The sequence below is a fragment of the Paenibacillus sp. PastM-3 genome (genome assembly GCF_029893965.1).
Classification (GTDB): domain Bacteria; phylum Bacillota; class Bacilli; order Paenibacillales; family Paenibacillaceae; genus Paenibacillus_AQ.
On sequence record NZ_JARXXP010000014.1, the window covers coordinates 44,043 to 59,469 of the forward strand.

Below are 15,427 nucleotides of genomic sequence, written 5' to 3' on the forward strand. Positions count from 1 at the left end.
AGGAGTGTCCATTTTATGCAAGCAACACAAGACAACCAGCAGCCGGCACTGCGCAAAACCTTCAAAGCCAGACACCTGACGATGATCGCCCTCGGCGGATCGATCGGAACCGGGCTGTTCCTGGCCAGCGGCGGCGCCATTGCCTCCTCCGGTCCGGGCGGAGCCCTTCTCGCCTATGCTGCGGTAGGGCTTATGGTGTACTTCCTGATGACCAGCCTCGGTGAGCTGGCCACCTACCTGCCTGACTCCGGTTCCTTCAGCACTTACGGCACCCGGTTTGTCAGCCCCGCCTTCGGCTTCGCCATCGGCTGGAATTTCTGGTACAACTGGGCGGTAACCATTGCAGCCGAGCTCGCCGCTGCAACGGTCATTATCAAGTATTGGTTCCCTGAGAGCTCTTCGGCCCTCTGGAGCCTGGTGTTCCTGCTGGTGATGTTCGGCCTTAACTTCCTCTCCTCCCGCGGGTACGGAGAATCGGAATACTGGTTCGCGATCATCAAGATCATTACCGTTATCGTCTTCCTGATTGTCGGCGTGCTGATGATCTTCGGCATTATGGGCGGTGAGCGGATCGGCTTCAGCAACTTCCAGCTTGGCGGCAGCTCGTTCCACGGCGGCTTCTTCGCCTTCGTCGGTGTCTTTATGGCCGCCGGCTTCTCCTTCCAGGGAACCGAGCTGGTCGGCGTTGCCGCCGGCGAGAGCGAGAATCCGCGCCGTAATGTGCCGATCGCGATCCGGCAGGTGTTCTGGCGGATTATGATCTTCTACATCTTCGCCATTCTCGTTATCGGTCTGGTGATTCCTTATACGAATCCCGACCTGCTGCGCGGTGGCATCGATGACATCGGTGTCAGCCCGTTCACCATTGTCTTCAATAAAGCCGGACTGGCTATCGCTGCGTCCGTAATGAATGCCGTCATCCTGAGCTCCGTCCTGTCGGCCGGGAACTCCGGCATGTATGCCTCCACGCGCGTCCTGTACGCGATGGCCAAGGACGGCATGGCGCCGCGGGCGCTGGGCAAGCTGAACCGCCGCGGTGTGCCTGTCGGCGCCCTCCTGGTGACTACAGCGGTCGGTATGCTGGCCTTCCTAGCCTCCTTCTTCGGCGATGGCGCTGTCTACAACTGGCTGCTTAACGCCTCCGGGATGTGCGGCTTCATCAACTGGCTGGGCATCGCCGTCTGCCATTACCGGTTCCGCCGCGCTTTCGTCAAGCAGGGCCATTCGCTGGATGAGCTGCCGTACCGGGCCAAATGGTTCCCGTTCGGCCCGCTCTTTGCCTTCGCACTCTGCATGATTGCAGTACTCGGCCAGAACATGGGTGCCTTCACCGGCGGAAGCATCGACTGGTACGGCGTGCTGGTCTCCTACGTCAGCCTGCCGCTGTTCCTGCTGATCTGGGCTGGCTACCGCTGGTTCAGACCTAGCCGACTCATTCCGCTCCAGGACTGCGATCTCAGCACCCATGCGGATTAAACCCTCGTTCAGCTGCTGAACTGTTTACTACATTAAAAAGGATGCCCCGCTGCCTCTGTGGCGCGGAGCATCCTTTTTTGTTTATCGTTCAGTTTACATTCCTTTCTATGCTTCCCGGTTGTACTCCCTCTGACAGAATGTCTAGCCGGTCTGCAGACGTCATGATTCAGAAATGATTTTCTTAAAATTGTTACGAATATCTCTTGCGTTGTTCATGTGCCAGGCGGTAGACTATGTTAAAAATAAGCATAGGCTTCCATTAGCCCTATGTCCGATTTCACAGCATGGCATGCAGAATTATTCATTACATTTGAATATGGGAGGCTGACAATGCAGAAGGCAAGAGAACGTAAACCCGATTGGCTTAAAATATCGCTGAATACGGGGGACGGTTATAAAGAGATTAACACGATGATGCGCGGCCGCAAGCTTCACACGGTCTGTGAAGAGGCAAAATGTCCGAACATTTATGAATGCTGGAGTCAGCGGACAGCGACCTTCATGATTCTGGGGAATATTTGTACACGTGCCTGCCGGTTCTGCGCCGTTACCTCGGGTTTACCGACGGAACTTGATCTCGAGGAGCCGCGGCATGTGGCACAGTCGGTCAAGGAGATGGGGCTTAAGCATGTCGTCATTACTTCCGTTGCCCGGGATGATCTGAACGATCACGGAGCTTCGATGTTCGCTGCGACAATTACAGCGGTGCGTGAGAGCAATCCACTGACGGACATCGAGGTGCTGATCCCGGATTTAGGCGGGGAAGCGAATCGGCTTGCCCTAGTACTGGCGGCGAAGCCTGATGTTTTGAACCATAATCTGGAAACCGTAAGCCGGCTGTCGGACAAAGTGCGGGCGAAGGCGAAATACCAGCGATCTCTTTCTGTGCTGCGCCTTGCGAAAGAGCTGCGTCCGGAGCAGACGACGAAATCCGGCATGATGGTCGGGCTGGGTGAGACGAAGGAAGAGATCATCGAAGCGATGAAGGATTTGAGAGCTGCAGGCTGTGACATTCTGACGATCGGTCAGTACTTGCAGCCTACATTCAAGCATATTGGGGTCGACCGCTATTATGAACCGTCAGAATTCGCTGAGCTGAAGCGGGAGGGACTGGCGCTGGGCTTTGCACATGTCGAGGCGGGTCCGCTTGTCCGCAGCTCCTATCATGCCCGGGAGCAAACGGAGAGCGCGAAATCGGCTGCTGCGGGTACGGAAGCCGCTGTGCTTGAGAACTGAGCAGGGGTTCCGGTCATAGAGATAGCTGGCGTTATTTAAGTTCTGACGAAGGGAGTACCCGGCGATGCGGTCAGACAAGCATAAGGCGGATATAGACAAAGTTAAACTCGACGGTACTTCACTTTATTATGATGCGAAAATCGGTGCCGGCAGGCTGGAAGCGGGGATATGATGACGATGTGGAGGTTTGTACATACAGGAAACCGGACGCCTGCGGAAAATATGGCGATCGACGAAGCGATGCTCACCGCACACGAGCGGGGTCTTGTGCCGCCAACGGTGCGATTCTATGGATGGAATCCAGCGACATTGTCCATCGGCTGCTTCCAGCATGCGGCCAAGGAAGTGGACTTCACCGCGCTTCGGGAGTACGGCCTAGGGTTTGTGCGGCGGTCGACCGGCGGCCGGGCCGTCCTTCATGATCAAGAGCTGACTTACAGCATCATCGTATCGGAGAATTATCCCGGTATTCCGGCAAGTGTAGTGGAGGCATACCGCGTGCTAAGCATGGGGTTGCTGCTCGGTTTCCGGAAGCTGGGTCTGGATGCACATATGACGGGCTTGGAATCTTCCGAGACACAGACCTTGGCTGAGTGGCAAGTAGATGATTCCCGGCGTGGAAACAAGCCAATGTCTGCGGCTTGCTTCGATGCGCCATCCAAGTACGAACTTGTAGTCGAAGGCAGAAAAATCGCGGGAAGCGCTCAAATGCGTTCCAAGGGAGTCATTCTGCAGCACGGCTCCATTCTTCTCGAACTGGACTCGGATCTACTGTTCAATGTCTTGAACTTCACCGATCCTGAGGACAAACAGCGGATGAAGAAGATTTTCGAGCGCAAAGCGGTTGATATTAATTCGTGCCTGCGGCGGAAAGGGGACCCTTCGGTGACGATTCGTGATTTGGAGGAAACCTTTCATCAAGGTTTCGCAGAAAATTTGGGTACGGAGCTCATCCCCGGGACATTGACTGACTTCGAGATTGAACTGGCCAACCGGCTTGCTGAGGAGAAGTATGGTGCCGACAGCTGGAATCTGAAGAAGTAAAGGGTAATCACACAACTGATGGCTGCGTTCATTTCGCATCAGGACAACAACCGCACGGGAGGTGCCCATCCGCTGTTATTTCCAGGTAATATAAACCTTGAGATCACCGGTATTCTCAAAAGCAGAGCTGGTGTACGCTAGCTGGTCCAGCCCAAGCGTGTACAGTGTCTGCAGATCGTTTTTGAGCAGCTTCTCGCTTCCCCGGTAACGGAACAGCAGCGATTGCTTGCCGGAAGCGATGGCGGATTTCGCCAGCTCCTTCAGCTCTGCAGCAGAACGCACAACCTCTTTTTCCTCATACAGCCTGTAATCCAGCTGCTCCTGCAGCTTCTCATACACGGATACTCCCGTTCCTCCGCGGCTGACCAGCTCGGACAAGGTCTGAGCATAGCTGACTGATGCAGCAGGATAGGATTTGGTCCAGGAGTGGTCACGCCGCATCTGCGAGTCCGTTCTCATGTAATATGCCGTACTGACTTCCCCCTCGATGTTCGGCACCGGATCATCCCATGTGGTATCCAGATGGTACCAGAGCCCGTTCAGCTGAACCAGATTCCAGGCATGGGATTGTCTTGCACCTCCCGCCGGTTTGGCAGTACCCTCGACGATTTTATTCGGGATCCCTGCGCCGAGCAGCAGCTTATAGGTGAGCAGGGAATAGCCCTGGCATACGGCGCTGCCGGTAGTCAGCCCTTCATAAGCGGTGTATTTAGTATAGGTGTTGTCATATTTCAGGTTCAGCACCACCCAGTCATGAATGGCCTTGATCTTCTGGTGGTTGTTCATGCCCGGCGTGATAATCTTCTGGAGAATGGCTTTTACCTGCTTGTTTACATAGGCTGTCTGCTGCAGCGTCTCCCGGTATTTCACCTGCACTGTCACATTAGCAGACTGGCCGTTTTGTTTATATGAAAAGGCATAGCTGTCAACGATGTAATACAAATAAATATCACTGGCCATCGCCTGGTCAATTGCACTCTGCACCTGTGCCTTCAGCTTGTTTGTCTTCCCCGTATACTTAAAGGTGATTGTCTCCCGGCGGTTGCCCATTGCCCCGGTCAGCTTCTGCGTCATCTCGCTTACCGATTGAAGCGAAGCGGATGCTGCAGCCGCATGGACCTGTCCCCAGCCGTAGTAGGCCGCCGGCGGCAAAGCTGCAGACAGCAGCACCCCCCCGAGTAACGCCTTCATCAGCGACATATGTTTCTTTCGCATGTTTTCCCCCTTGCCCCCTGCAACCTTCAAATAGCCCTGGCTAAACTGTAAAGGATAGTTTGTACTTCTACTCTATAGTAGATGCCGGAAATATCTTTCGTACAACTGATTTCTATATTATCTCAAATTAAAAATATACACTATTATTATCGGCCTGGAATGCCAGGGAAATAAGGTTTTACGATGGAATAGTGGCCTTACCGCACCATATTTACAAGGCACACATAGACCCGGAAGCTCAGGTTGTGTAACTGCCGGTGCAGAATCATTTTATTCGAATTCTCCGCTACTCTTGCCGGCGGCTTTGTCCTTTCCGGCAAAAAAACTGCTCCCGCGCAGCATCATGCTGCATAGGAAGCAGTTTTTTTCGCAACAGCTATTTCAAAGGTAATTCTCGTTAAACTTTGCCGGCAGTCACAAGGTAACTCTCACCGGCTTTAACCTGAAGCGGCTCATCCGCGCTGGCAATGCCGCCGTCAGGCAGCTGAATCTTCAGCCCGCGGGTATATACGATCCGGCATTCCCCGTCACGGGTAGCGGAGATGCGTGCGGATACCAGCAGATGGTCCTTCCATTCCAGCTCCAGCTCATAGCCGCCGCGTGCCCTGATTCCGCTGACCCGGCCGCTCTTCCAGGCCTCCGGCAGGGCAGGCAGCAGGCGGAGCTCGCCCAGATGGCTCTGCAGCAGCATCTCGGCAATCCCGGCGGCCGCACCAAAGTTCCCGTCAATCTGGAACGGCGGATGGGCGTCGAACAGATTAGGGTAAACCGAGCGCGACAGCAGTGTCCGCACGAAGCTATGAGCCGCCTCCCCGTCCCGCAGCCGGGCATACAGGTTAATCAGCCACGCACAGCTCCAGCCGGTGTGTCCGCCGCCCGAGGCAATCCGCTTCTCAAGGGTCCGCCGGCTTGCTTCAACCAGCTCCGGGGTATCCCGCTCATTAATCAGCTCTCCCGGGTACAACCCGTACAGATGGGAGACATGACGGTGCCCCGGCTCTGCTTCAGCGAAATCTTCAAACCACTCCTGCACGCGTCCCTCCGCGCCTATAACAAGCGGAGCCAGCCGCGGCAGCGTCTGCTCCAGCTGCTGCCGGAATGCCGCATCTGTGTCCAGAATCCGCGCCGCCTCCAGGCAGTGCCCGAACAGCTCCCGGATCAGGCTCATATCCATCGCCGACCCCATGGATACGCTGCATGGTTCCCCGTCAGCGGTAACAAAACGGTTCTCCGGCGAGGTAGACGGACTGGTCACGAGCAGGCCCTCCGGCCCTTCGACCAGCCAGTCCAGCGCGAAGAGCGCCGCCCCCTTCATCAGCGGATAGGCCGTCTCCTGCAGGAAGGCAGGATCGGGGTTATACGCGTAATGCTCCCAGAGATGGCGGCTCAGCCACACGCCGCCCATCGGCCAGAACGCCCAGCTGGCATCGCCGCCGGACGGCACCGAGCTCCGCCACAGGTCCACATTGTGGTGGGCTGTCCAGCCGCGTGCTCCGTAATGGACCGCGGCCGTTCTGGCCCCTGTCTCGCTCAGCTCGCCGATCAGATCAATCAGCGGCCCGTGCAGCTCACTCAGATTGCCCGCCTCAGCCAGCCAGTAATTCATCTGTGTATTGATATTTGTGGTATAGTTGCTGTTCCACGGCGGGGTAACATGCTCATTCCAGATCCCCTGCAGATTGGCGGCCTGTGAACCGGGACGCGAGCTGCCGATCAGCAGATAACGCCCGTACTGGAAGAGCAGCGCCTCCAGCGCCGCGTCTTCCCCGCCGTTCTTGTACGCAGCCAGCCGCTCATCCGTCGGCAGCTCAGCTGCTTCGCTCCAGCCAAGGTCAAGCTCCATCCGGCGGAACAGCGCCTGATGATCGGCGGTATGCCGCTGCTTGAGCACCTCGTACGCCGTCCCGCACGCAGCCGCCAGCCGCCGTTCGCAGCTCTCCCCCGGGCTAAGCAGCTCAGCCGGACCTGCACCGCTGCCGCCCTTCACCTGCACAGCTGTGCTCTGAGCCTGCGTTTCATCTGCCGGCTGCCAGCCGGCAGCCGCACGGCTGCCGCTCAAATGTGCCGCCCTGCTCTTCAACTGCTCATAATCCGTTGCGGCAGCAAGCACCAGCTGCACCTGATCCGCACCGGAGACAAGCACCCGCCCGTCTGCCGCTTCAACCCGGCCGCCTGTGGCAATGACCTGCAGATGCAGTTCGAAGGCAATGCCCAGCCCGTCCTCATATTGGATTGCGTACGGATGATCCTGGTGATAATTGTCGGCAATATGCGTCGGACAGCGGCCTTCCAGCATAAGCGTTGCTGCTCCCGTCTGCTTCACCGTATGACGGAGCGGACTCGAAAGGCTCAGCTCCAGGTTCAATCCGCCGCGTGCTTCACTCGTAGCCTGAATAACCATCACACCGTCTGGCGCACTGATCCATGCCTCACGGGTGAACATGCCAACATCTGTCCGGAAGGATACTGCAGCAATTCCGCTATCCAGATCCAGCTCCCGGCTGTATTCCATGCAGTTCTCCGTACCCGGCTGTTTCAGGATCAGATCGCCAAGCGGCATATACGCCTGGCAGTTCACACCGAGCATCCGGCTGTTGATAAGCTTCTCTGCTTCCGTATAGCTGCCTTCGGTGATCAGCCCGCGCGCCTTCTTCAGATAACGGAGAGCCTCATAATTATTCGTATCCCGGGGAAATCCCGACCATAAAGTATCCTCATTCAGCTGGTAACGCTCCTCAGCTGTACCGCCGAATACCATCGCGCCCATATGACCGTTACCCAGCGGCAATGCCTCTTCCCATACAGCTGCCGGCTGCTTGTACTTTAACTTCCACGGTTGTCCCAGATTCACGTCCTTCATCCTCTCCCGCCTTCCGTATAGGGCAATATACAGCAAAAGACCCGGACAAACACCGGGTCCCTGCTGTTGCATTAAGTTTGTAATGCTGAAAGAATACCTTGGATTAAAATTCTTTGCCGGTCCACAGGGATACTCTCTTTTTCACGAGCTCAGTGAATTCTTTTTCCATATCCTGAGCGCCTGCTTTGTCCAGCTCAGCAAGGAATGCATCGTATACCTTGTCGAAATCACCCGGCTTGGACAGGATCGCTTCCGGAATGCGCTTGCGGATAATATCTTGAGTTTTCTTGAAGATTACCTGATATTGTCCGTCAGTTGGAACAGGCAGGTTGTAAAGAGCACCGGTTTCTTTTACAGGGAATTCATCTTCTTTAGGGAACAGATCTTTCCAGGTAGTAGCGCCATAGCCGGCGAGTGATTCCTTCTCAGCGTCGGAGTAAGCAGCTACAATTTCTTCAGGGAAGCTTGTAGTATAGTAGTTTCCAGTCGGATCTTTTACACCGTCACCATAACGTGCACCGAAGATCAGATACTGGCCGATACCTGTTTCTTTTTGGAAATTGGCAACATCATTGGCCTTTCTGTCCTGAATATCAGCCGGAACCACACGCTTGCCGTCTGCATCTACAGTGTAATGCTTGCCTTCAATACCCCAGTTTCTCAGGATCTGTCCTTCATCGGAGGACATCCAGTCCAGCCATTTGATGATGCGCTCAGGGTCTTTAGCTGCAGTTGTAATCGCCAGGCCGTAGCCGTCGATACCTGTCTGCATGAAGGAGTGATCTTTATACTCTTCGCTCAGGGTTACTGGGAAATGGGCATAAGTATACTCATCTTTACCGGCTGCCTTCAGTGCATTCTCGCCATCCTGGTATTCCCATTCCTGGGAGATCAGACCGAGTACGCGGCCGCTTGCTACTTTAGCTTTGTACTGGTCATCCTTCTGGACGAAAGTATCTTTATCCAGCAGGCCCTGATTGTACATGCCGTTCAGCCAGCGGAAATACTCTTTTTCTACAGGACGTTTGTAGTGCAGCTGTGCTTCGTAAGTTTCCGGATCAACATAGTACTCACCATCATCCGGTGCGCCTGTCGTAATAAAGGCAGGGTTAGTTACTGTAATCATGATCTTCCAGTCATCCGCATTCAGTGTGAGCGGAATGGTAGGCTGACCGTCCGTTTCCGGATGCAGCGCCACGTAGTCCTTCAGTACCTTTTCATAATCAGCCAATGTTTTTACTTCAGGATAGCCCAGCTCTTTCAGTACACGGTGCTGGATTTCGAAGCCGCCGGTTGCGTCAAAGGAGGACTGGCCGACACCCATGTTAGTAGGGATCTGATAGATGCTCTGGTCATCCAGGCTGTATTTCAGACGGTTCATGTTCTCGCCGTAGACCTTTTTGAGATTCGGAGCATATTTATCAATCAGCTCGGTCAGATCGATAATCAGGCCGGCATCCACCAGGGTGCTCAGGCTACCTTTTGCAAAGATCAGATCCGGCACGTCGCCGCTGGCAGCCATCATAGCGATCTTCTGGTCGCCGCCGCCGCTGCCGACATCATATTCGGCCTCAAGCGTTACACCGGTCTTCTCAGTAATAGCTTTCCCCACATCATCCTGCATATTATTCCAGTTAGGACTGGCATCCGCACCAAAGAATGAGATCTTAAACGGGCTTGTGTCCATTGCCCCGTCAGCCGGCTGGTTCGTTTCTGTGTTGTTACCGGTATTGTCCGGCGTATTATTGGCAGTATTGTTGGCAGCGTTGTTGCCGCCACAGCCTGCGATCAGCATAGAGCTCAAAAGCATGAGTGTAAAAGCAGTCTTTATGCCTTTGCTTTTCATTTGTAATCCCCCTTAAAAATTTGTATGTTCCTTTATGCATATCAGGCTTAACCTGAGTATACCTTTGTTAGCGCTTGCAAAATCAATATAATAATAAATCCTGCAAGCGGTGAAGCTTGGGGGAGCGTAATCCGGCGGAGGTGTCCGCTCAGCATGTACGCTCCCCGGCAGCCAGAACCGGAATCTAGGCTTTTACAGCCCCCAGTGTCATCCCGCCGACAAAATACTTCTGCAGGAACGGATAAACAACTAGAATAGGTACAGTTACAACAATCGTGATCGCCATCTTGATGGATTCAGGTGAAATCTGGGCCATCTGCTGGGCCATATCGTTGGCATTTACCATGCCGCTGCCCTGGTTGGTAGTCGCCAGCACCTTCATCAGCTCATACTGAAGTGTTGTGAGGTGGGCTTTATTACCGTTATACAGATACGTTGTGAACCATTCATTCCATTGCCCTACGGCCAGAAACAGCGCGATGGTTGCCAGCACCGGTTTACAGAGCGGCAGGATGATTTTGTAGAAAATCTTAAAGTCATTTGCCCCGTCCAGCTTCGCTGATTCCTGCAGGGCAAATGGCAGGCCGTCCATAAAGGAACGGATGATGAACACGTTAAAGGCGGAAACCGCACCCGGCAGGATGTAAATCCAGAACGTTCCGATCAGATTCATATCTCTCATCAGAATGTACATAGGAACCATACCGCCCGAGAAATACATGGTCAGGGCCAGGAAAACCGAGACAAACTTTCTGGCTCTGAATTCGGGACGGCTGAGCGTAAAGGCCAGCATGGAAGCACTGATCAGACCGAGAAGTGTACCTGAGATCGTGCGCAGAAGTGAAATCTTGAAGCCTTGAATCAGGCCGGTATAGCTGAAGATCCGTTCGTAGTTCTCAAGCGTGAAGGCTCTCGGCCAGATGTAGATGCCGCCGCGCACGGTGTCTGTAGATTCATTTAAAGAAATCGCCAGCACGTTGAGGAAGGGATACAACGTTACGATCATTACAAGGGTTAGAAAAACATACAGGAATATATCGAAGGCACGTTCAGACTTTGTCATTTGAAAAGCTTTGCTAGCCATTTATGATCCCCTCCTTACATGATGCTTTCTTTAGTTAATTTCTTCATCACGCCGTTAGCAGTGAACAGCAGGATTACACTGACTACCGAGGTGAACATACTGATTGCAGTACCGTAGGAGAATCTTGATATCTGGATACCATATTTAAGCGCATACAAATCCAGTACTTCCGAATAATCGGTAACCAGGTTGTTCTGCAGCTGGAACTGCTTCTCAAAGCCGATTCCGATCAGGTGGCCGATGTTCATGATCAGCAGCACCATAATGGTTGAACGAATACCAGGCAACGTAATATTGAACATCTGTTTGATTCTGCCTGCACCATCCACTTTTGCCGCTTCATACAGCTCTTTATCAATACCTGTAATCGCTGCCAGATAGATGATCGCATTCCAGCCGGTTTCTTTCCAAATATCAGCTGCGGTGACTACTCCCCAGAAATACTTCCCTTGGGCCATGAATTGGATCGGCTCATCAATAACATTCAGCCAGATCAGCAGATCGTTCACGATCCCTCCGTCAATGGAAAGGGTCTTATAGACAATCCCGCCGACAACGACCCAGGATACAAAGTGAGGCAGGTAGGATACGGTCTGTACCGTTCTCTTGAAGATGCTCCCCCGCAGCTCATTGAGCAGGACGGCAAACAGGATGGGAACCACGAAGCCGACAATCAATCCGAGTATACTCATTGCCAGTGTATTTCTCAGTACAAGATAGAACCGCTCATCCTGGAAAAGCTCCTTGAAGTTAGCCAGTCCGACCCATTCCTGTTCACTGAAGGACTTGGCCGGTTTATATTTTTGGAATGCCATCAACCATCCCCATACGGGCACATAGCTGAAAATAAATACCCAGATAACGAATGGAAGAGACATTAGATACAAGTACTTTTGCTGCAGTACACTACTCCAAAATCCGCTTCTTTTCCGCTTCGCAGGTGGGTGGGGGGTTACGCTTTCATTTGCTGTAACACCGTTTTCAGTGAGCGCTTTCACGATCGTTATTCCCCCTTCGTTTTTATATTCATATCATACCGTACCAAAATGTAAGCGAATACCCGACATATTTTATCTAAAATCATATACAAATTAGACATTGAACAGCAGCCGGGGAACTACTGTTTGTAATCGCTATCACTCGGGATGGAAAAAGATATTTCCGTACCCCGTCCTTCTTCGCTGGCAATCTTAAGCCCATGCTGCTCCCCGTAATACAGCACCAGTCTCTGATGCACATTGCGCATGCCGATCCGGCTCCGCTGCTCTTCTTCCGCCTTGGTAATCACTTCCAGAATCTCAGCCAGGCGCTGACTGGACATTCCGACCCCGTCATCGCTGACATTGACCTGAATTTCATTTTCCTGCATCGTCACACTGACATACACTTGCACCGTCCCCTCTTTATTCTCCAGCCCGTGAACGACGGAATTCTCGACCAGCGGCTGGATAATCAGCGGCGGAATCAGCACCTCTGCTGCTTTGGCATCAAAGTTAATCTCATACATCAGCCGGTCCTCATAACGGAATTTCTGGATCTCCAGGTAAGAGCGGATCATCTCAATTTCTTCCTTGAGCGGAGCCCGTTCCCGCCCGACCTCCAGATTTTTGCGCATCAGCTTGCCGAGCAGCCGCACTATGTTGGCAATTTCCTTCTCACCCTTGAGATGGGCGTTCATGCGGATTGACTCCAGGGCATTAAACAGAAAATGCGGATGGATCTGGCTGGCCATCATCTTCAGCTTGATCTCGCGCTGGGCAATCTCAAGCCTGCTGTTCTTCTCGTTGGATTCAATCACCTGGCTGATCAGCTGGTTGATGCTGGATACCATGTAATTGAACTGGCGCGAGAGCTGGCCGATTTCATCCGTACCGTCGATGTGGGATACAATGTTCAGATTACCGAGGGCCACCTGGTTCAATTGACGGCTGAGCCGCAGCAGGCGGTTCGTCGTAAGCAGAGAGATAATATACACCATCACGAGAGCAACGAGCAGAACCCCGCTGATAATCAGCAGACCGAGCACACTGACCTTATTTGCACCGCTGAGAATGCTCTTGGTTTCAAAGACGGATATGATTTTCAGCTTGCTGATGCTGAGCTCGGGACTCATCTCATCCAGGATCACATAGGAGTCTTCGCCCTTGACCTGAGTCTGGATTACCTTGTCCGTCTGGCTCTCCAGATTGACGCCGATATCAAAAGAGGCAAGCGTCGTGCCGACCAGCTGAGGGTTTTTGGCCGCTACAATATATCCCTGCTCGTCTGTAATGATCGTCTCGAACGGCTCCTGGGACAGCATGTTATTCAGCTCATTCTGATTAACCTGAACCATAATGACACCGGTGCTGTTGTATTCAGGGTAAGACACCTGCCGGATCAGGCTCAGCTTGTTAATGCTTCCCTTGGTTGTGCTGAGAAACTCCTCTTTATCATCAATATAGAGCCAGTAGATGCCCTTGGTCTCCATCACTTTCTTGAACCAGGGTCTTTCTTCCGTCTCGGAGGTCAGCGGAGTAATCGCGAGGTTGTTCACAAGCGTCGGATTATCGATAAAAAAGCGGATATTGGCGATCTCCCGGTACTGCAGCATATATTCCTTAAAATCGGTATAGTCCATGTAAGCTTTGGTCAGCTCCAGAATGTTCGGGTACTTCGTATTTACCAGCACTTCAAGCGCATCATCAAAAAACAGCAGATTGGAGATATCCGTGGGCACACGTAGCTTGCTGGACATCTGGCTTTTGATTTTCTCCACGTTATTGCTTGCCTGGTCAATGGCCCTATCAAGCGCGGCGTTGCGGAAATAGCTGATCAGGATAATCCCGACAATCAGCACCGGAATCATAACCACAACCACGTAAAACATCATCAGCTTATACTTCAGCTTCATATTATTAATCAGGCTCACAAGCTGCTTCATCTTCATCCTCCCCCGGATATGGCAAACAGGCTGCCCCGCTCATCCGCTGCGGATGGGGAACAGCCCGTCTATCATAAACCTGTGCTTCACGTTCGGCAAGCCCGTAGGCGCAGCTTACTGCTCCTTGCGGAAGGCGCTTGGTGAAACACCGACATATTTGCGGAATTTCGCGTTAAAATAATCAGCATTCATATAACCGACCCGTTCAGCCACTTCATACACCTTCATGCCCTGGGCAAGGAACTGCTTCGCCTTCTCAATTCTCACCTTGTCGAGATACGTATTGAAATGCTCACCGATCTGATTCTTGAACATTTTGCCCAGATACGCGCTGTTATAATTAAAAATCTGCGCCAGCATCCCAAGCTTCAGGTTCTCGTTATAGCGGCGCTGGATCAGATCGGTAATCCGCTTGATTTCATCGCCCCGCCCGCCGCTGTTCAGCTGTCGCGCCAGGTGCTCCAGATAATCTGCAACCATCTGGTGAATATCAATCAGATAAAAGCTGTTATACACCTCGCTCGCCGGCGAGATATTCCCGCTGATCAGAGTGCGCACCTCGGGGTTAGCCGCCTCCAGCCGGGCAATGGTGCTGCTGATCATCCGGATCAGATTGTCTTTGATATAGGCTTCGTCATGCCGGGCCTCAACCAGCTTGCTGATAATCTGCTTCACCAGCGGCGGCAGGATTTCCGTGCTTCCTGTTTCGACCGCCAGCAGCAGTTCCATCTCCTCATCACGCTCGGAATCGCCGGGCTCCCCCTGTTCTTCGGCAGGCTCCACTGCCGCTTCCGCCCAATGCTCCATGAATCCGCCGGACAGAATCTCCCTGCGTCCGAAAAAAGCATGCTCCAGCAGCCCTTTGGCCGCTGTGAACGAAGCCGCAATAAGCTCCGGACCTGCAGCAGCCCCTCCGGATGCGGCATAGAAGTCCAGCCCCTCCCTGGAGATAACCCGGTTTAATTCCTGCCACAGCGCTGTGCGGGCAGCTGTATCCTTCAGCGGCGCCTTCAGCAGCAGGCCGGCATAGGGCGGAAGGCTGAAGAACTCTGCCTCCTCCGGCTGCCAATGCCGTTCCAATTCATTGCGGACCCGTTCTTCCTTGCCGTCCTCTCCCTTCGCAGGCTTCAGCAGCTTGAGCAGTACAACCTCACTTGCGCCCTGCAGATTAAGCTTGTCAGCTGCTTCCAGTGGACTGATGTCCCCCGGGCCGGGCTGGAGCAGCCCGCGCAGCCAGACTTCACGGCTGTTCTCGTCCACCACATTTTGCAGGACGCTCAGCATCTCCTCCTGGCCGATTGTCACACGCATCTCCCGCAGATAAGAGATCAGCTCGTCTTCATCGACCGGCTTCAGCAGGTACCCGTCAATACGGTTTGAAATCGCCCGCTTGGCATATTCAAAGTCGGCATAGCCGCTGAGAATCAGCACATGGCATTTCGCGTTCTGCCTGCGCAGCTCTGTAATCAGCTCCAGGCCGTCCATTCCCGGCATCCGGATATCGGCGACAACCAGCTTGGGTGCAAAAGTATTATACTTCTCAAGCGCTTCGAATCCGTTCGCCGCCGTCGCTACAACGGTATAGCCCTCATCTTCCCATGGAATCAGGCTGCGCAGCCCTTCCCTCAGCTTCGGCTCATCATCCACAATCAGCACTTTTATCATCAGCTCTCAGCCCCCCTATAACACAAATCCGGAAACAAGCAGAAACGGCTATGCCGTCCTTCGTAAGAAGGCGGTAAC

At 53.4% G+C, this 15,427-nt stretch carries 10 protein-coding genes; 3 read left to right on the top strand and 7 right to left on the bottom strand.

All coding sequences use genetic code 11. The annotated features are described in order from the left end of the window. The first annotated feature begins 15 nt into the window (after positions 1 to 15). The 3 genes from M2108_RS19115 to M2108_RS19125 all read left to right on the top strand — a co-directional run bounded on the left by M2108_RS19115 (position 16) and on the right by M2108_RS19125 (position 3,756). Positions 16 to 1,476, top strand: coding sequence for an amino acid permease (locus tag M2108_RS19115; protein ID WP_277470958.1), 1,461 nt, complete (start codon positions 16 to 18; stop codon positions 1,474 to 1,476). Between the two features lie 330 nt (positions 1,477 to 1,806). Then, positions 1,807 to 2,712 carry a lipoyl synthase gene (lipA, locus tag M2108_RS19120; RefSeq protein WP_277470959.1) on the top strand — a complete coding sequence of 302 codons (906 nt, stop codon included), beginning with the start codon at positions 1,807 to 1,809 and terminating at the stop codon, positions 2,710 to 2,712. A 171-nt stretch (positions 2,713 to 2,883) separates the two neighbouring features. Continuing rightward, a complete protein-coding gene (locus M2108_RS19125) occupies positions 2,884 to 3,756 on the top strand; it encodes a lipoate--protein ligase family protein (RefSeq protein ID WP_277470960.1) in 873 nt (290 codons plus the stop codon). Positions 3,757 to 3,831: 75 nt separating this feature from the next. Here the strand turns inward: M2108_RS19125 and M2108_RS19130 are convergent, their stop codons facing one another. The 7 genes from M2108_RS19130 to M2108_RS19160 all read right to left on the bottom strand — a co-directional run bounded on the left by M2108_RS19130 (position 3,832) and on the right by M2108_RS19160 (position 15,349). Beyond that, positions 3,832 to 4,971 (bottom strand): transglutaminase domain-containing protein, encoded by a 1,140-nt coding sequence (locus M2108_RS19130; RefSeq protein ID WP_277470961.1) that lies wholly within the window; start codon positions 4,969 to 4,971, stop codon positions 3,832 to 3,834. 397 nt (positions 4,972 to 5,368) lie between these two features. Then, complete coding sequence (locus tag M2108_RS19135; protein ID WP_277470962.1) at positions 5,369 to 7,831, bottom strand: glycoside hydrolase family 95 protein; 2,463 nt, start codon at positions 7,829 to 7,831, stop codon at positions 5,369 to 5,371. Between the two features lie 103 nt (positions 7,832 to 7,934). Then, complete coding sequence (locus tag M2108_RS19140) at positions 7,935 to 9,677, bottom strand: ABC transporter substrate-binding protein (protein WP_277470963.1); 1,743 nt, start codon at positions 9,675 to 9,677, stop codon at positions 7,935 to 7,937. Between the two features lie 184 nt (positions 9,678 to 9,861). Further along, complete coding sequence (locus M2108_RS19145; RefSeq protein WP_277470964.1) at positions 9,862 to 10,761, bottom strand: carbohydrate ABC transporter permease; 900 nt, start codon at positions 10,759 to 10,761, stop codon at positions 9,862 to 9,864. 14 nt (positions 10,762 to 10,775) lie between these two features. After that, a complete protein-coding gene (locus tag M2108_RS19150; RefSeq protein ID WP_277470965.1) occupies positions 10,776 to 11,759 on the bottom strand; it encodes an ABC transporter permease in 984 nt (327 codons plus the stop codon). Between the two features lie 119 nt (positions 11,760 to 11,878). Beyond that, positions 11,879 to 13,684, bottom strand: a complete 1,806-nt coding sequence (locus tag M2108_RS19155; protein WP_481856928.1) for a sensor histidine kinase — start codon at positions 13,682 to 13,684, stop codon at positions 11,879 to 11,881. 114 nt (positions 13,685 to 13,798) lie between these two features. Then, complete coding sequence (locus M2108_RS19160) at positions 13,799 to 15,349, bottom strand: response regulator transcription factor (protein WP_277470967.1); 1,551 nt, start codon at positions 15,347 to 15,349, stop codon at positions 13,799 to 13,801. Positions 15,350 to 15,427: the final 78 nt, after the last annotated feature.

Coding starts and splice junctions, on each gene's coding strand:
- lipA (WP_277470959.1), top strand. CDS start 1,807: ATGCAGAAGGCAAGAGAACGTAAACCCGATTGGCTTAAAATATCGCTG.
- M2108_RS19145 (WP_277470964.1), bottom strand. CDS start 10,761: ATGGCTAGCAAAGCTTTTCAAATGACAAAGTCTGAACGTGCCTTCGAT.
- M2108_RS19130 (WP_277470961.1), bottom strand. CDS start 4,971: ATGCGAAAGAAACATATGTCGCTGATGAAGGCGTTACTCGGGGGGGTG.
- M2108_RS19160 (WP_277470967.1), bottom strand. CDS start 15,349: ATGATAAAAGTGCTGATTGTGGATGATGAGCCGAAGCTGAGGGAAGGG.
- M2108_RS19125 (WP_277470960.1), top strand. CDS start 2,884: ATGACGATGTGGAGGTTTGTACATACAGGAAACCGGACGCCTGCGGAA.
- M2108_RS19140 (WP_277470963.1), bottom strand. CDS start 9,677: ATGAAAAGCAAAGGCATAAAGACTGCTTTTACACTCATGCTTTTGAGC.
- M2108_RS19115 (WP_277470958.1), top strand. CDS start 16: ATGCAAGCAACACAAGACAACCAGCAGCCGGCACTGCGCAAAACCTTC.
- M2108_RS19155 (WP_481856928.1), bottom strand. CDS start 13,684: ATGAAGCAGCTTGTGAGCCTGATTAATAATATGAAGCTGAAGTATAAG.
- M2108_RS19135 (WP_277470962.1), bottom strand. CDS start 7,831: ATGAAGGACGTGAATCTGGGACAACCGTGGAAGTTAAAGTACAAGCAG.